An 18,132-nucleotide genomic window follows, 5' to 3' on the forward strand; every position below is an offset into this window, starting at 1 on the left:
ATGCTAAAAACGCACTGTTTCCAGTTTTTTGTTTACCAGTAATCCATCAGTTGGTTTGAAATCGGGCCTGATTTTCCGCTTCGCTTTGAAAGTGATGATGAACAGCTCGGAAGTCCCGGTAAGCGGACTTTTATCCCCCACATGAACAAAGGTGGGATAAAGGCTGCGTGCACCATTCGTATGCAGCCGGTCGTAAGTGAAATTTTCCATACCATTCACCTGTAAAGCCTGTATGCCCGTGTATTCCAGTTCCTGCGGATCATAGGGAAGCGAAAAACCGAATGCGTTCACGGCTTTCAGATCGGCTCCCATAACCTTCACCTGAATGGTTTCTCCCTGCTTGTATTCTTTTTTTGAAGTGCTGAGTGTAATACGGCCATTCAGTTTCGTTTGTTCATTACCGTTTTCACCGGCTTCCAGTTGCGTGGCCACGACGGATATATCGTAAGCGTCAATCAGGTCATTCCTGTTCACATCCCCGTTGCTGATGTAGCCGTCAAAATCGCCATCACCTTTGCGGAGACCGGTGTAATTGAGGTAAGCGGTAAGGTCGTTGCGGTCGATCACGTGATCGTTGTTGATGTCCCCGGGTAAATAGCTTTCCGTTCCGGGTACTTTGAATACATACAGTTCCCTGCCCGATCCAAATCCGCCTACACCTTCTGTTACCGCCATACGGATATACCTGGCGGAAGGCTGGTTGGGGAAGCCGAATATTTTTACGGAATCGTTGGCCCGCCACTGGAAGTCTCCGGCTTCGGTCCAGTTGATGTTGTCGGTACTGTAAGCGATCTTTCCGCTTAGCAGTATTCCGTTCCCCCTTCCGCTGCGCGGGAGGTAATGGAATTTATCAAGTGTATAGATGGCTTTCAGGTCCATCACAAATTCAAAAGGCACCGACTTAGCACCCCATTTGGTGTGCCACATGTTCCCTTCATCAAAATCAAACAGTTTTCCTATATCCGAGCCGCCCTGGTCCTCAGCTGTGGAACGCGCGGTAATCGACTGAATGGCGTATTCCAAAGGATTTTGCCGGGTGGCGGCGCTGAATGTTTTCCATTCAGAATACCCGTTTTTGTTTACGGCCCTGAGTTTGAACTGATAATCTGTTTCGGGAGCAAGTCCTTCAAACAAAAGGCTGGTATCCCTGATCGTTGAATACAGCATTCCTCCGAAATCAATTTCGTAATAATCCGCATTGGGTACAATACTCCAGCTTGGGGTAAGCGTATACGCGCCGCGCTGCTCTTCTCTTACCTGCGCGGTTTGGGGTGCGGATAACTTTCCGCTTGTAACCCGTAATCTATCAGTGGGTTCAAAACTGAATCCTTCAATCGTCAGTTCAACAGCGTTCTTTGTAACATCGGTGGCGGCGAGCTTTACCAGCAACTGCGGGTTTTTGATGATACTGATTTTTGCGAACGCGCTTCCGGATGTTGCAAACCTGTTGAGTTCCGGCGATGCGTTGTAGAAATACACATTCTCTTTCCGTTGCAATTCTTCCATGGAACGAGCTGCAGTCAATACAACGTTCTTTTTACCGATACTTGCGGTAACCTTTTTAGGTTGTTGGGTAAGGTTGATCACGAATGCTGTTGTTTTCTGTGGAACGAAACCTTCAAATCCACCTTGGGTAGGATGAACCGTAACGGTTACGTTGTTCTTATTGTCCACTACTGATTCGATTCTTGTGGTGGCGCTTGCTCCGGCCCGCCAGGCTTCCGTTGTACCATCATCGTCATACGCCAGGAAAGTAGTTTTCCCCGATGGGTACAGTTCATACTTCCGAGTATTATTACTGATCTCCGCCACATTATTATGAGCTTCCGTAACCGGGATGATAGCACCTTTGCGCACGAATACCGGGAGTTTCCAGATGGGTGCATCGAACGTATTCAATACCCGGTTGCCTTCGTACTGCTCGCCGGTGAAGTAGTCGATCCAGGTGCCTTCCGGCAGATAGATACCGTTGCGGATATCGTTTCCTTCCTTATCTGCACGGGTTTCTTTGTAAATAGGCGCCACCAGGAAATCGGGGCCATACATGAACTGGTATTGCGTAGCTGTGCCCTTCGTATAGGCATTCGGGTATTCCAGGAACATGGCGCGTACCATGGGCATGCCTTTTACGGCCTCGTGCGCTATGCTGTACGCGTAAGGCATCAGTTCCGCTTTCAGTTTCAGGTAATGCCGGTTGATGGAAGTGGCTGGTTCTCCCAGGGCATGCGGGTATTTCTCATTCGATCCCCAGCCGTCCATGTTGAGTTGCATGGGGGTGAATGTTTTCCATTGGAAATCGCGCATGTTCACCACGGGATTTTTTCCGCCGAAAATACCATCCATATCTGAGGTAATGTTTGGTTGTCCCGATAAGCCGGAACCGAGATAAGTTGGAATATGAAAACGGATGTATTCCCATACGCCCCCCGTTTGGTCGCCCGACCAGATGCCCGCATAGCGTTGTGTGCCAGCCCAGCCATCGAGGGAAATGATGAAGGGACGAGCATTTCCGTAATACGACATGATATTCGCCACATCGGCAACACCGTTCAGCCCGAAGGAGTATCCGGCGCCCACCCAGGCCACATCGGTTTTTAATACCCGCACGCCAGCGTCGCGGGTTTCTTTGATGATATCCCGTTGCAGCAGCGCCCCCACCCCGGGTTTCGGATGCAGATCGGACTGTGTCCACAATCCTATTTCCACACCATTTTTCCGTGCGTAGTCTCCGAGATTTTTAAGGTTCAGGATATTACTGTCGAGTGTACTGGTTTGCCCGTAACCCGCGCCGTAACCATCGTTAGGGAGAATCCACCCCAGGGGCATATCGTGTTTTTTGTAGCGGTCGATTACGGCACGGGCGGAAAAGGGATAATTGTTTTTTTCGCCGTTGAGCGATTCTTTGATGCCGCCATTGTCTTTCTGGCTTTCGCGGTAGCGCTTGCCATCTTCAAACAGAATTCCGGTGGAATCTTCTTTCCAGTAATCGCGGTTGTATGCGTTAAGGTGCCCCTGGTAAAACGCGAACTTCGGCAGCAGCACCGGGTTTCCCGTGAGTTGATAGAAATCGTTCAGTATGGCAACAGCGCCATTGCTGACCATAAAAAACGCATCAAGGTAATCGGTTTCGTGTGATAAGGTAACAACACCTTTTTCCTTAGCGCCAAAATCATAACGTCCCTTTTTAAAGGTATGCCACATGATGCCATAACCGTTGGTGGACCAGTAAAAGGGTGTGGGAGAAGCCACGCCGCCATCTGTCCAGCTGTTCTGGTTCTCGATGGCGATCACTTTTCCTTTGTGGGAGAACCGTCCGTTCTGTACACCGCCACCATAGAAATATTCCTCCGCGCCTTCTTTCAGGGTGAGGGTGACATTTTCTTTATCGAAAAGAACCGGAGCAGCCGTTTCCAGCACTACTTTTTTCGTTTGCCCGTTGATCAGTTTCAGGGCCGTGGTTTGTTTGTCGATCTCAATTTTGATCAGATTCGTGGAGATGGTTATTTTGTCGGCACCATCGGATAAATTCAACGCCTTCACTTCTTTCCGCGGATTGTCCACCAGCATCTGTGCGGGGGGCTTCGCTTCGGGATTCCGGATATATCCATCCGAACTATCCAGAAACAGCCGGAAAATATTCCCGCCATAAAAATCAAGCGTCATGCGCTTGTTGCCGGAGAGTAATAATTCAACAGTGGTGGGATTGATCTTTTTTACCGAAAGCACTTGTTGCGCCGACGCTATTGCTTTCTGCGCCACCATTGGCGTAGAAATAATCTGAAATGCAACCAGGAGCAAAATTGTGATGATTCCTGCTGCCGGATACCTGCCCGTTCTTTTCATACTACTGAAGAATTTGCTTTACTTCCGGCGTGATTCCGGATGGATTTAAGGAGACAAGTTAAGCAAATAATGCAGGCGTATCAGGGTCTTCAGGTGTTTAAGAACCTGCCTAAAACAACGCAAACGTTTGATTCGGAGGATACAAACGTTTGCCTGTTTTTTTATGCTGAGAAGTTTCTATTTCAATTTCACATCCAGGTATACCGAATGGCGGCCATAAGTTTCATAGAAGGGTTTGAACACCACGCCGTCTATCGTGAACTCCAGTTGTTGCGGATCACCTTTGATCGACCTGCTGATGTCTTCCGCATCCAGGGTAACCGTGCGCCATTCTTTCCTGGCTTCAGGTTCCTGCGCGGCAAGTAAAACCGGTCCATAGAATAAACTGGCGATGTTCTGCTGGTCCATAACAGGATTGAGGTGGAACTGGAAGGGCATCTTCAGTTCAATCACATCACCATCTTTCCAGTTGCGGCTGATCTTCAGGTAGCTGCCCGGTTTTGCGGACAGCGGTTGTTCCTTACCGTTGATCTTTACAAAGAACCCTTTGGTGGCCCATCCCGGTACGCGCACGTGCACGTCAAATTTTCCGCTTCCCTTAATGGTTAGGCGGGTCTGGTCTTCTTTGGGGAAGCTGGTAGACTGTTCCACGCGTATGTTTCTTTCTTTCCAATCCAGCGTTGACGGCACATAGAGGTTCACGTAAAGCGCTTTATGATCCTTGCTCTGGAAGTAGATCGTGTTCTGCAATTTTGTACTGCTTTCAAGAGCAGTGCCATTGCAGCAGGTGAAGCCATTCATCTGAGCGTTGCTGAATTGTTTGGTCACGCCGGGACGAAGCGATACATGGTAAGTATTAGCGGCGTTGTGTTCAGCCACGGAAGACAGGATATGATTATACAACGCGCGTTCGTAATAATCCATCAGTTCCCCGCGCTGGTCGAACTGGAAGAGATCGCCGGTCAGTTTCAGCATATTATAAGTGCCACAGGTTTCATTCTGACCACCGGAAGAAAATCCGTTTTCATACAAAGTTCCCGGTTGGGCGATAAAACATTCCGCGTTCGCCGGATTTCTTGCCCCGGCCACACCACCAATACTGTACATGTATTCGTTCACCACCCGGTGCCAGAAGTTATCCGCGACCCTGTAATATTCAGGATTATTAGAGGCGCGATACGTCTCGATGCTGCCCACAATCTGCGGAATATGCTGGTTCGCGTGCAATCCGCGGAAAATATCCACATTCTTCGCGAGGCCGTGCGTATGCGTTGCATCTCCGAAAAACAACCTTATATTATCGAACAACTGCGCGGTTTTCAGGTAATCTTTTTTCCCGGTGAGCTGGTACAAACGGGCCATCGACTCGTTCATTCCCCCGAATTCACCCGCGATATAGGTGTTCCACATTTTGATCAACGTATCGGTGGGCAGTTTACTCAGGCGGGTGTGCACCCAATCGCCCATGCCCGTAGCTATTTCCAGGGCTTTCTTGTTGCCGCTTACCGCATACACATCCATCAGGCCCGCCAGTATTTTGTGTAACGTATAATAAGGCGCCCATATCTGTGTTTTCTGTCCGCCGTATTTGGCCCCCTTTTCTAACATAATGAACTGATCGGGCGGATAAGCGCTGATGAATCCTTTGCCCCAGTTCCAGTAATCGTTGCGGATACCTTCGTCGCTGAGGTCTGAATCATAGGTTGATTTTCCAGGGCCAACGGGAACGGCCAACGGATCGGCAACATAAGCGCCGTTGGCTTCTTTCGGGTTACCTGATAATTTAGATAAAGTGTACAGCGTGTTCACCATATACTCCATTTTCCCGGAGAAATTCGCCTGCAACGTTTTGTCATATCCAGTACCGGCGTAGGCCTGTGCGATGGCGGTAAGATAGTGGCCGGTTGCATGTCCGCGTAGCTTGGTATCCTTGCTGTCCCATACACCCAGTGGTTTTGCGCCTTCGGGTTGTGGCTGACCAAAGGCATGTCGGAACATATAAAGGAAGGAATTGGGATCTGTTTGTGCCAGGGTGCGGATAAACTTGTCGCGGTTTTCGATGAACTTGGTATTGTGCCCGTGCGCATCGGCTTGTAAGGTTACGCGGCTCAGTTCAAAAGCCTCCAGCTTTGGCGCGGGCGCTGTAACGCGGGATGATTTTTTCACGGTAACGATCGCCTTAGGCTGAAGTGTGGTTCCGGCAATACGTCCGGTAACCGTATAAGTGCCGGGTGCAATTACGGCGCTGTTGTCGGTTGGCGAGGGCCATATTACCCGCACATCCGGTCCATTGATGCCGTTTTTGTAGGTTCCTTTGATATAGCCCGGCAGTTTGGGAAGACTGCCCACTTCGGTTTCCACTTTTACCTCATTTACGCTTGTAAGGTAACCGGTGTACAATTGCGCGTCGGTGGCGGAAAACTTAGGCAGATCATCTTCGCGTTTACCGGTGGTGTTCACCGAACCTTCATTTATGCCGCGCTGCGCGTTGGCGTAAATACCTGCCACCTGCCTTGCGCTGAGCGGAACACGGTAGATTCTGAAATCATGGATCAGGGCGTTCAGGTTGGGATCGCCGGGCGAAAGTGATTTGCCGATGTACAATTCTTTTTCTCCTGATTGTTGTCCGAATACTGCGGTGAGTTCAGCCGGAATATTTTTCAGCTCCCCTACCTGCTTACTGTTCACATAAGTAATCAACGATCGGGAAGGCACATCAATCACTATGGCGAGGTGCACCCATTTGTTTTGTTCTATGGCCGGGGCGATCATTGGCTTGCTTCCTTCTTTTCCTGAAGTGATAAGCGACTGTAATCCATCTTGTGTGCCCATTCCGGCGGGAGCCGTAAAAAATCTTCCGGAGGCGTTTTTCCCGAAATCGAAGAAGCGCTGTCCCGGTTGTTTGGAACGAAGGTTGATCCATCCCGAAATACTCAGCGATTCAAGATCGGTCAACGCTTCGCCGGGAAGTGTAATGAAACTGTTTTCTCCTTCCAGCGACAGCACCTTACCAAATCTGGCATCGTTCACAAATTTCACCTGGGCGCCGGAAATTTTTCCGTGCAGGTTGTTCCGCGACCAGTCTTTTACGTCACCATTAAATACATAACGCGCCACCATACCGGTTTCACCGATGCCATCGAGTATCTGATCTCCGTTTTGCGCATATGTCGAGAACGTGGAAGACAGCAGCAAGGTGCAAAACAAAATGACCGGTAAAAAAACTTTGTACAATTTCATATTTGATCGTTTTCAGAAACGGCCCTTTCAGCGCTATGGCAGGCCAGTGTTAAACACTTCTTTTTTGAATGAACTAAACTAGGAAGAAACCGCCTTGGGCGATAAGTCTATTTTAGCTAACCATCTTACGATATTAACAGATTGAAGCCCTCAAAAGGCCACAACTGTACTTCAGGCGGAATAACATTACTTTTGCAACAACAGCTTAAGGCTCCTATTGAGTTTCAGGAGTTTGCAAACAACTTAAAAATTAGTGTCTGAACAATCACATATTCAACAGGAATGGCTATCGCTGATCGCGAAAGGCGATGAAAAAGCTTTCACTGATTTTTTCGTTCATTATTCCGGTCCGGTGCACGCTTTCATTTACAACCATTCCGGCGACAAAGATCTGGCCGATGATATTCTTCAGGACATATTCACCAAAATCTGGCTGACGAGGGAGAGTCTTGAAGAAGTAAAAAACATTTCCGCATACCTGTTCACGATCGCCAGGCACCACGTTATCAATCTTCTCAAACAAAAAATCCGCGACAGGAAAAGGCACCTGGAATGGCATACTCTGCATACGGACGCTCACCCAGCCGAATCAATGGAAACACTCCTCACGGTAATTGACAAGGCCATTGAACAACTCCCTGAACGTCAACGGAAAACCTGGCTGCTGAGCCGTAGGGAAGGGAAAAAATACACGGAAATAGCAACGGAGTTAGGCGTGTCACGAGAAACCGTAAAAACAAACCTTCAACTGGCCAATGCAGGAATCACAAAATATGTACTGGAACATATAGAACTCGCCGCCGCAATCTTCATTTTAAGAATTTTCTAAAAAACCAACACCGCTTATCCCCCTTTTTTAAACCGGTGTTGTCTATAAGCACATGGAACACGAAAATCCCAGGATAGCACAACTTTATGGTAAATGGATGGACCGGTCTGCTTCAGAACAGGAGATGGAAGAATTGTTTTCCCTGCTGAAGGAAAGCGGCCTGGAAAGCGGACAATACAACCCTCTCCTGAAGGAAAACTGGGACAATACAATGCAGTCTCCTCCTCCTTTTGAGGAGAGGCACCGGAAAATGGTGGAAACCATTCTGGAAAAATACCCGGGCAATACAGAAACGATTGCTCCGGTAAAAAAACTAATGCCCTGGCGAAACTGGTGGGCCGCCGCCTTGTTGTTGCTCGCTGTGGGATTCGGAATTTACCATAAGCTGCATACAGCCGGCAATGCTACGGTAAAGGAAACCATCGTAAAAAATGATATTTTACCCGGTTCTAATGGCGCTATCCTCACGTTAGCCGATGGAACTCAGGTATTGCTGGACACGATTGCCAATGGTACCATTCAACTCCAGGGCGGTATAGCGGCGAGGGTCGTAAATGGAACACTGCTTTATGAAGCGCAGGATGGCCCGGCGCAATGGAACACCATCACAACCCCCGCGGCCAGGCAGTTCCAGCTCATCCTTCCTGATGGTACAAAAGCGTGGTTGAACGCGCAAAGCGCCATTCGGTACCCGACCGCTTTTTCAGGTAATGAACGCAGGGTGGAAGTTTCCGGTGAAGTTTATCTGGAAGTGAGCCATGATAAAACCAGGCCATTCCTCGTACAAGTCAACAACAGCGCGGTTGTTGAAGTGCTGGGCACCCGGTTCAATATAAACGCATACACCAATGAAGATGCTGTACGGACGACACTTCTGGAAGGTAGTGTAGCGGTGCGCGAAGCGTCAACAGGTAAAGGCGACAATCAGCCGGCAATGCTTGAACCCGGCGAACAGGCCATCGCACCGCATATTCCTTCGGGCAAACCACTGTCCGTTCTGCCTGTGGATACTGAAAAAGTAATCGCCTGGAAAAACGGGATGTTCAATTTTGAAGGGATGGGATTGCAGGAAACCATGCGGCAACTGGAACGGTGGTACAATATCCAGGTGGTATATGAAGGCACCCCGCCGGTGATGCAGTTTTTCGGGAAGATAGAAAGAAACACGCCCCTGTCGGCTGTTCTGGAGGCCCTGAAAGGATTCGGACTAAATTGTAAAATGGAAAATCAAACACTGCTGATCAGCAGATAACTATTAATTAACCCCTCAATCCATTAGTCAGCATGAGAAGATAACCGTAAACAGCCTAACCAGAACCCAACAAGAAAAGGCCTGTACAAAAAAACCGGAAGGGCTTGGACACACTTCCGGCTTAAAAGTTTGGCAGGTCGTAATTAGACTAACGTTTCAACCAAACACTGCAATTTATGCAAAAAACTGCTAATTGTGGCCGGACTTCCCGTGCGGCAAACGCCCGAAGTCACCGGCTGAATCAAACGCTGCGAATTATGAGATTGTCCGGTTTCATCCTCTTACTGATTTGTCTGCACTTCTCGGCCGTGAGCGCCTCGCAATCGATCACGCTCTCGGGCAGGCACATGACGGTGCGGCAGATACTTGCCGCCGTGGAAAAACAAACAGGGTACAACGTTTGGGGAACTTCAGACTTCCTGAAAAGATCCAGGCAAATGAACATTAACGTGCAAAACATGCCGTTGGCCACGTTCCTTGAAATGGTGACCCGCTCCCAGCCGTTCACGTACAAACTGGTAAACAAAACCATCGTACTGTCTGAAAAGCAGGTGATGTCCTCCGAGCCGGATTCCACCCAACATGAAATTGTATACAACATCACCATCTCCGGAAGGGTATTGAACGCTGAAACCAAGGAAGGCATTCAGGCAGCCTCGGTTACCGTAAAACAACATGCCGGTGGCGCTTCCTCCGATTCAAGCGGTTTCTTTCAACTGGAAGACGTTCCTGAAAACGCCACCCTGGTGATCACCAGTGTTGGCTATGCGAAAATGGAAGTGAGTCTTTCGGTTATCGCGAAATTGCGCACAGCAGAAAAACTCACACAGGGCGCTGGTTACATCATAAAAAATACCAGCGGCGCCATAGATATTTACCTGGAGCCGGCCAAACCCGTACTGGACGAAGTAGTGATCAATACAGGGATATCCAAAAGAGACAAGAACAGTTTTACCGGCGCCGCGGCCGTGTATACCGGGGAACAACTCAAAACAATCGGCAACCGCAACATCCTCGAAAGTTTGCGCAGCCTGGATCCCGCGTTCATCAAAATCGAGAACAATTTACAGGGCTCTAACCCCAACGCCACAGCTAATTTTGAGATTCGCGGACAAACCAGCGTTAACATCAACTCCTTAAACGACCAGTTCCGCAACGACCCCAACCAACCACTGTTCATACTCGATGGCTTCGAGGCTACCATACAGGCCATCTCTGATCTTGACATGAACAGGGTGGCCAGCATCACCATCCTGAAAGATGCGGCCTCTACCGCCCTGTATGGCTCCAAGGCCGCCAACGGCGTGATTGTAGTGGAAACAAAACGCCCTGTTGGGGGGAAACTGCAACTGAACTATATCAGCGACCTTACGATTGAAATGCCTGACCTCAGCAGTTTCAACCTCATGAATGGCGCGGAGAAACTGGAATATGAATTCCTGCAGGGAGCCCTTTACGCACAGGGCGGCAACTTTCAGTGGAACAACGAATTGCGTTACAATGCCCGTCTGGCGGAAGTAAAACGCGGGGTGAACACCTACTGGATCAGCGAACCTGTAAGAACCGGCGTATCTCAGCGCCATTCGCTTCAGATGACTGGCGGCAGCAACGAACTTATTTTTAACCTGGCCGCATCCTACGGCAATCAACTGGGGGTAATGAAAGGCTCAGGCAGGGAAACCTGGGGCGGCAACATCGGAATCACCTACAGAAAAGGCAACCTCAACATCAACAACCTGCTTTCCTTATCCGGAGCGAAAGGAACAGAATCTCCTTATGGCAGCTTCTCCACCTACGCAAACGCGATTCCTTATTACCGCAAAAGAAATGAGGATGGCAGCATTCCCAAATACCTGGACCCCGTTTTTGATCCTTCCATTGTTAACCCGCTTTACAACGCTTCATTAGGCGGCATCAATGAAAAGAAAGATTTCACCTTTTTCAACAACCTGAGCGCCGTATATACGCTTTCCAGAACCTTGCGCATACAGGCAGGACTTCAGGTGATGAGCGGCGGATCCACCGCGGTACGCTTTATACCACCGGATCATTCTCAGTTCGACAACGTAGAGTTAAGGCAGAAAGGCAGTTACACGAATACAAGGAACGAAAACAACTCTTACAGCTCTAACCTGATGTTGTCTTACGGTGAAACGATCGGCAAAAGCAGGGTGAGCGCCAGTGTGCGTGGCGATCTCCGTTCCTTAAATGGAACACTTATAGGATTATCCGCGGTAGGATTTCCTTACGGTACTGATGGGAACCCACTTTACGCTTACAGCTACGCACCTTCCAGCGCACCAACGGCCGGCAATACCAGGACACGCAGCGCAGGCGTACTCGCAAGCATGAACTACGCCTGGGACAGGCGCTTCCTGATTGACGCGGTATACCGCATTGACGGCGCCAGCGTTTTCGGCACCAATCATACCTTCAAACCCTTCCTTTCCGGCGGCCTGGGCTGGAACCTGAACGAGGAAAAACAACTGCGCGGCAGCAGGTTCATCAACCTGTTGAAACTGCGTGCAAACGCCGGTTTCACAGGCAATGAAAACCTCGGGCAATTCAGTTCCATTTCTATTTATAATTACCAGACCGGCAGCAACAACAACTTCGGGCAGGGCATTACACTCTCCTCGCTGGGTAACCCATCACTCGACTGGCAGAAAACACTCCAGTTAAGTTACGGACTTGATTTCAGCATCTGGGATAACCGCGTGAGCGGCTACCTGGAATACTTCGATAAAAGGACCGACCCGCTGGTGATTTCCGCTGAAGGCACCCTTCCGGCTTCCACGGGTACCGGATCGAACTTCGTGATGAACATAGGCGAACTCCACACGAAGGGATTAAACTTTAACGTCCGGGTGCTCCCGGTGAACAATGTCGCCAAACGCATCATCTGGTCGGTGGGTGTAATGGGCAGCAATTACTTCAGTGAATTCCAGGGATTGGGTAATAGTCTTGCAAAACTGAACGAAAGCCAAACCTCCAACAAAGGACTACAGCGCTACCTGGATGGTTACAGCCCGCAAGACCTCTGGGCCGTAGTATCTAAAGGCGTGGATCCCGCGAGCGGACAGGAACTGTTCCTTAAAAAAGATGGCACGCTCACTTTTACCTACAGTACGGACGATATTGTGAAAGTCGGCAATTCCCGTCCCACAATAGAAGGCGGCATCAACACTTCATTTACCTATAAGGAGTTCACCTTTGGCGCGGTAATGCGTTACAGGATGGGGGGATACGTATTCAACAACGCCCTGTATTCAAAGGTCGAGAATATCGGCATACTGGAACGCAGAAACGTGGACCGCAGGGCATTGTACGACCGGTGGAAACAACCGGGCGACCTGACGCAGTTCACAGCCATCAGCAGCAGGTCCAGTAACCTCTCCTCACGCTTCATCCAGAAAGATTCACACCTCGTGGGAGAAAGCATCAACATGAGCTGGCGCTCGGCAGCGCCCTGGGTAAAGCAACTCAGGCTGCAGATGATTACCGTTACCGGTTACCTGAACGACATCTTCAGGCTCGAGAAAATACGTTCGGAACGGGGCATAGAGTATCCTTACGCACGTACGGCGGGCCTTAGTGTCAATCTTTCTTTCTAACACCAAAACCGACTTTACCATGTACACAAAATACATCATAGCGTTTCTTCTGGCAGGTAGCATAGCGGGTACCGGCTGCAAGAAATACCTCCAGATACAGCCTGAAGGCGCCTATACCGAAGAACAGGTATTCGCCAACGCCATGGCTGCACAGCAGGCGCTGAACGGCCTATACATAGATATGGCGCACAACGACCTTTACGGCGCGGCGCTCACCCAAACCTATGTGGAGTTGATGGCGCAACGCTACCGGACAAGATCAAGCGCACTCAACAATTACGCGTATTTCCAGGGGTACCAGTACACGGCGCCCCAGGCCTTGCCCGTATTTGATGGCATCTGGAAAAAAGCATACGGCACCATCCTGGCCACAAATGTGTTCCTCGGAAACATTGATAAAGCCATGGCCGCGAAACGTTTTCCGGAGGCGGAAGCGAAACTGATGCAGGGAGAGGCGCTGGCGGCAAGAGCCATGCTTCACTTCGATATGCTCCGCTTGTTCGGACCCGGCTACAGCCAGGGGAACGCCCAACCGGCTATCCCCTACTACACTAACGGTGACGGGAAATCGCAACCCATCCTCACTACCGCTGAGGCCCTTCAAAAAGTGCTGGACGACCTTGAAAAAGCGGAACTGTTACTTTCTGAAGATTCCATCCGCCAATCGGGCGTTGTCCGCAACAACAGTTTCTTCAACGGTTTCAGGAACCAAAGGATGAATTTCTATGCGGTGAAGGCGTTACAGGCCAGGGCTTACCTGTGGGGCGGAAGAAAAGAGGACGCATACAATGCAGCCCTGGCAGTGATCAGCGAAGGAGAAAAATGGTTCCCCTGGACCGATTTCAACGCGATACGCGGGGCCACCGATCCCGATCGCGTATTCTCTCCGGAGCTCCTTCTTTCCATCTACAACCCTAACATGTACACGAACTATAACCAGTTCTTCAATCCGGGTATAGATGTATCCTCTGTGCTTACAGCAGAAGCCAGCATATTGCGCACGGCATTTGAAGCCAATGAGAATGACTACCGCTATACGACAACCTGGTTTTCGACCACCAAACCATACGTCACTTTTTTCAAATACGCGGATGCCGTGTCCACGACCAGTCCCTGGCGCTTCCTGCAGCCACTGATCAGGAAAACTGAACTGTATTATATCCTGGCTGAAACAACGAACGATCCCGCAAGCGCGGTCGGCTACCTGAACCTGGTGCGGAACAAACGCGGCTTACCAGCACTGGCATCCAACGCTGTGCTCAGAACGGAAATCACCAAAGAGTACCGCAAGGAGTTTTTTGGAGAAGGGCAGTTGTTCTTTTACTATAAACGCATCGGGCAGGCCACCATCCCGGGCGCGAACAGTTCTGGATCCGTAACGCCCACTTATATCGTTCCGCTTCCCCTGTCGGAAACCTCTACCCGATAACCAATCCGAAAACCGCAGCGGAGCTGCAATAAAATAATCAGGATGAAAAAACTATTCTACCTCGGTATGGTGCTCACGATGGCCCTGGGCTGTAAAAAAGAGCCACTGCTCACGTACGATACCGACGACAATATCTATTTTAATTATAAAGTCGGCCCATTGGAAATCCCTTCCGACAGCCTTATCTATTCCTTTGCCTACAGCGATGTAAACGTACAGGAAGCCACCATCGGTATTCCCCTGGCTGTTACCGGATTGCCCAATGAAAATGACAGGACATTCGAACTGGAAATCGATCCTTCCTCCACCGCGAAGGAAGGCGTGCATTACGATGCTTTTACCACTATCGTCCATGCAGGAAAGGTACGCGACACCCTGAAGATCCGCCTGCACCGGACGCCTGATCTCGCATCTGGCCGGAAAACACTGTATTTCCGCCTGAAGCCTAATGCAAGTTTCAAAACGAATATACCCATCGGCATTGGTAATTCGCGAGACACCACGCAACTGCTCAGGTTCATGATCGTTACCACAGATATACTAGAAGCCGGACCGAACTGGAGCGATTACCAATATTACCTGGGCGACTTCAGCGTAAAGAAGATGAAGCTGATGAACGAACTGTTCCAGATGCCGCTTGACCTCTGGACAGTTCCTTTGACAACGGCCATTACGACCGACGTGATCTATTATGGGTCATTGATGAGCAGATACCTTACCGACCAGGAATTACAGGGCAACACCATTTTTGAAGCCGATGGCATTACCCCCATGAAAATGGGATTCCATTTCCAGTAAACAGCTATTCATTACACCAACAGATTTTTATGCAACCAATTTATAAATACCTGCTTTTCGCCGCGCTTTGCTGGAGCATCGCGGGCTGCTACAAAGACAAAGGCAATTACGACTACCAGGCCATCAACGAACTAACGATCCGAAACCTGGATACTGTTCAGGGCTATTCCGTAGACCTGGGCCAGGTGCTTACTGTATCTCCACAAATAATAGGAACACAGGATACTGATGGCACCAGCCGTCCTTACAAATATGAATGGTCGATAGATTTTCCCGTATACGACTCGGTGATCTCCACAGAAAAGAACCTGAGCGTGAAGATGACAATGGCGCCCGGAAGCTATACGCTGCTTTTCAGGGTAATCGATGAAGTAACAGGGGTTCGGTTCCAGAAAAGGGCGCCCCTGCTCGTATCAACGAGTATATTTGAAGGTTATATGGTGCTTTCTGACGTGAACGGACATGCGCGGTTGGACATGATTCCGTATACCCGTGCCACCAATACCTTCAAAGTAATCCCGGATGTATTGGCTTACGCAGGTTCTACTTTTCCCCAGCAGGGAAAACCACTGCAGGTGTTCTGCATGGACAAAAACGCGTTCTTCGACGTAAAACCCAATTCCTACCGGATATATATTCTTACCGAAACAGGCACCAGCTGGGTGAATCCCGAAACTTTCGCCTATGGCCCGCTGGACAATATTCGCTATGAAATGACGGGCAATATCCCGGCGAATTTTAAAGCCACAAGAATGGGTGGAGAAGTGATTTTCGGATTATTCCCCGGTATGACACTTGTTTCCGGTAACGAAGTGTACACAAGGCTTTCAGACGCGCCGAATTTCCCTTACGCCGCCTGCAATATTTACCCTGGCGCCGCAAAACCGTTCAAGGCCCATCCACAGGTAATCATCGGAGGCCTGAATATGGTTGTCTTTAATATGGATAAACGCACATTTACCAGCGGTTTTTTCAGTGCAGTCAGTTTAAACGACATGGCGCCGGGATTAAACTATCCTACCGGTAAAGACCTCGTACACATGGAGTACGATGGATCAGGAAGCGCCTATGCCATTCTGAAGGATCCGGGTGTGCAGCAATATTACCTGCTCCGTTTTGTACCGGGAGCCGAGGTTACCTATTTTGAACCCCTCAACGCTACGGATATCGCCTCCGCTACACAATTCGCGGTAAGCCCCCAGTTCGGGTATCTTTTCTACAGCGCGGGCGGCAAACTGTATGAATATGACCTCTCCCTGAAACAAAGTTTCCTGATGGCCGACAAAGGAAATTCGGTGATCTCGCATCTTTCTTTCCAGCGTTTCTACAACAGCTCCAGGGTGCCCAAATATGCCGAATGGTCGCGCCTGCTTACCGTGGGCTCCTACAACCCCGCACAGGAAGAAGGAAAGAACGGGACCATTGAACTGTACAATATACTACCGGTGAATGAACAGATTACGCTTGCCAATTCCTGGACAGGTTTTGGAAAAGTTACCAGTGTATCCTTCCGCGAACGTTAAGCCATCATAATCTATAAAAATGGAAATGAAGATAAGAACATACTTTACCATCCTCGCCCTGGCTTTTGCTTCAATAGCGTATAGCCAGGAAACAAAAGAAGACAGTCTGCTGATTCAACGGTGCATAGAACTGGCCATGGAAGGAACCGATGAAAGCCTGCAAAAGGCCAGGGTGCAAGTGATGATACTTGCAGCAAAGGGAAAAGAGCATCAGCTCATGAAAGCCACACAGATAGCGTTTGTATTGGGGTTCGCGCCCCTGAGCGATTCTCTTTTGAACGTGGCGGTTAAAAAGTTCCCCAAAGGAGAGGCGGCCCGCGGAATGGCCCTCTCCAATGTTTACAATAAAAAACAAAACGCCGTGGAGATGGAAACAGCCTACAGGAAATGGAAAAGGGATTTCCCGCAAAAACAGGAAGATACCCAATCCGAAGATGACGCCAGCGCAAGAATAGGCGCGGCTTTTGCGGCAGAACGCAACTATAAGCAGATGGCAAGATGGTTTGAAAAAATCAGTGATAGTCTCCTGCTTGGACGCACGGAAATAGAGACGGCGGAAACAGCCTTGAATAATGGCGATACAGCCGTTACCACGGCGCTGCTAAACAAAGGAGTACCACGGTTGCGCCGGGCCGCCGCCCTCGAAATGTACCGCAACCAACTCAATACGTACCTGCAACGGTATGCTTTCATGTTGTACAAATTGGGTAAATACCCCGAAGCACTGGCGGTAAGTACCGAAGTATACAATGCTCCCGGCAATAAGAAGGCTTCATTACAACGTGAGCACGGTATGATACTGGTGGCCAACGGGAAAGGAAAGGAAGCGTTGCCCCTGCTGGCCGCACTGGTAAAACAAGGGCAGTCTGATGCACAACTTAATCAGGCGCTTCAGGACGCTTACCTGGATGAAAAAGGATCACTTGAAGGCTTTCAGGCGTACAGGTCAGCATTGAAGGAAGAAATGGTACAGCATGTAAGGAACGGACTTTCCGAAAAAATGATCAACGAAGAAGCGCCGCGGTTCGCACTGAAAGACCAGGACGGAAAAACGGTTTCCCTGGCGGATATGAAAGGAAAGATTGTAGTGCTCGACTTTTGGGCCACCTGGTGCGGCCCCTGTAAAGAATCCTTTCCGGCCATGAAAATAGCCGTTGAAAAATTCCGTTCAGATACCAGCGTTCATTTCTTTTTCGTGGATTGTTTGGAAAGGGTGAAAGATCCTAAGCCCGCTGTAATGGCATTCATCCACAAAAACAATTACCCCTTCCATGTGCTGTTTGATACAGAACTGGACAATATCGCGAAGCAATACGGCATAAAAGGGATTCCCACCAAACTGGTAATAGATGGCAACGGCAGGATCCGTTTCCGGGTGGTGGGCTTTGATGGCGGAGCCGACGCGGCAGTGGAAGAACTCTCCGCATTAATTGAAATAACAAAGCAACAACAGGAAGGCGCGGAATAAATACCACAGGTGTTTCATAGCGCATTTATAGCAGTTTTGAGCATGTACATTTCGGGAACTGATGCCATTGAAATGTGCATGCTCAAATATTACCATCAAGAAAACGTCTCCTCTTACTCCTTTTCCAGCCTTTGTT

9 protein-coding genes are annotated in these 18,132 nt (G+C 49.4%); 7 read left to right on the top strand and 2 right to left on the bottom strand.

The features are described 5' to 3' along the window. Positions 1-3: 3 nt before the first annotated feature. Together M4J38_RS08120 and M4J38_RS08125 are read right to left on the bottom strand one after the other, a co-directional pair. Positions 4-3,843 carry a TIM-barrel domain-containing protein gene (locus tag M4J38_RS08120; protein ID WP_251759049.1) on the bottom strand — a complete coding sequence of 1,280 codons (3,840 nt, stop codon included), beginning with the start codon at positions 3,841-3,843 and terminating at the stop codon, positions 4-6. A 177-nt stretch (positions 3,844-4,020) separates the two neighbouring features. After that, positions 4,021-7,083 (bottom strand): beta-L-arabinofuranosidase domain-containing protein, encoded by a 3,063-nt coding sequence (locus M4J38_RS08125; protein ID WP_251759050.1) that lies wholly within the window; start codon positions 7,081-7,083, stop codon positions 4,021-4,023. Between the two features lie 253 nt (positions 7,084-7,336). Here M4J38_RS08125 and M4J38_RS08130 point away from each other — a divergent pair, with 253 nt between their 5' ends. The 7 genes from M4J38_RS08130 (at position 7,337) to M4J38_RS08160 (ending at position 17,996) form a co-directional block, all read left to right on the top strand. After that, positions 7,337-7,912, top strand: a complete 576-nt coding sequence (locus tag M4J38_RS08130) for an RNA polymerase sigma factor (protein ID WP_251759051.1) — start codon at positions 7,337-7,339, stop codon at positions 7,910-7,912. Positions 7,913-7,964: 52 nt separating this feature from the next. Further along, positions 7,965-9,164 carry a FecR family protein gene (locus M4J38_RS08135; protein WP_251759052.1) on the top strand — a complete coding sequence of 400 codons (1,200 nt, stop codon included), beginning with the start codon at positions 7,965-7,967 and terminating at the stop codon, positions 9,162-9,164. Positions 9,165-9,421: 257 nt separating this feature from the next. Beyond that, positions 9,422-12,778 carry a SusC/RagA family TonB-linked outer membrane protein gene (locus M4J38_RS08140; RefSeq protein ID WP_251759053.1) on the top strand — a complete coding sequence of 1,119 codons (3,357 nt, stop codon included), beginning with the start codon at positions 9,422-9,424 and terminating at the stop codon, positions 12,776-12,778. A gap of 19 nt (positions 12,779-12,797) precedes the next feature. Further along, on the top strand, positions 12,798-14,207 hold the full coding sequence (locus M4J38_RS08145; RefSeq protein WP_251759054.1) for a RagB/SusD family nutrient uptake outer membrane protein: 1,410 nt from the start codon (positions 12,798-12,800) through the stop codon (positions 14,205-14,207). Between the two features lie 42 nt (positions 14,208-14,249). Then, complete coding sequence (locus M4J38_RS08150; RefSeq protein WP_251759055.1) at positions 14,250-15,005, top strand: DUF4843 domain-containing protein; 756 nt, start codon at positions 14,250-14,252, stop codon at positions 15,003-15,005. A gap of 29 nt (positions 15,006-15,034) precedes the next feature. Then, positions 15,035-16,528 (top strand): PKD-like family lipoprotein, encoded by a 1,494-nt coding sequence (locus M4J38_RS08155; protein WP_251759056.1) that lies wholly within the window; start codon positions 15,035-15,037, stop codon positions 16,526-16,528. A gap of 25 nt (positions 16,529-16,553) precedes the next feature. Next, on the top strand, positions 16,554-17,996 hold the full coding sequence (locus M4J38_RS08160) for a TlpA disulfide reductase family protein (RefSeq protein ID WP_251759057.1): 1,443 nt from the start codon (positions 16,554-16,556) through the stop codon (positions 17,994-17,996). Positions 17,997-18,132 lie beyond the last annotated feature (136 nt).

Origin of the sequence: Parasegetibacter sp. NRK P23, assembly GCF_023721715.1 — a bacterium.
Lineage (GTDB): Bacteria > Bacteroidota > Bacteroidia > Chitinophagales > Chitinophagaceae > Parasegetibacter.

Excerpts from the sequence above, each read along its gene's own strand:
- M4J38_RS08120 (WP_251759049.1), bottom strand. The coding sequence starts at position 3,843 with ATGAAAAGAACGGGCAGGTATCCGGCAGCAGGAATCATCACAATTTTG.
- M4J38_RS08125 (WP_251759050.1), bottom strand. The coding sequence starts at position 7,083 with ATGAAATTGTACAAAGTTTTTTTACCGGTCATTTTGTTTTGCACCTTG.
- M4J38_RS08135 (WP_251759052.1), top strand. The coding sequence starts at position 7,965 with ATGGAACACGAAAATCCCAGGATAGCACAACTTTATGGTAAATGGATG.
- M4J38_RS08140 (WP_251759053.1), top strand. The coding sequence starts at position 9,422 with ATGAGATTGTCCGGTTTCATCCTCTTACTGATTTGTCTGCACTTCTCG.
- M4J38_RS08145 (WP_251759054.1), top strand. The coding sequence starts at position 12,798 with ATGTACACAAAATACATCATAGCGTTTCTTCTGGCAGGTAGCATAGCG.
- M4J38_RS08150 (WP_251759055.1), top strand. The coding sequence starts at position 14,250 with ATGAAAAAACTATTCTACCTCGGTATGGTGCTCACGATGGCCCTGGGC.
- M4J38_RS08155 (WP_251759056.1), top strand. The coding sequence starts at position 15,035 with ATGCAACCAATTTATAAATACCTGCTTTTCGCCGCGCTTTGCTGGAGC.
- M4J38_RS08160 (WP_251759057.1), top strand. The coding sequence starts at position 16,554 with ATGAAGATAAGAACATACTTTACCATCCTCGCCCTGGCTTTTGCTTCA.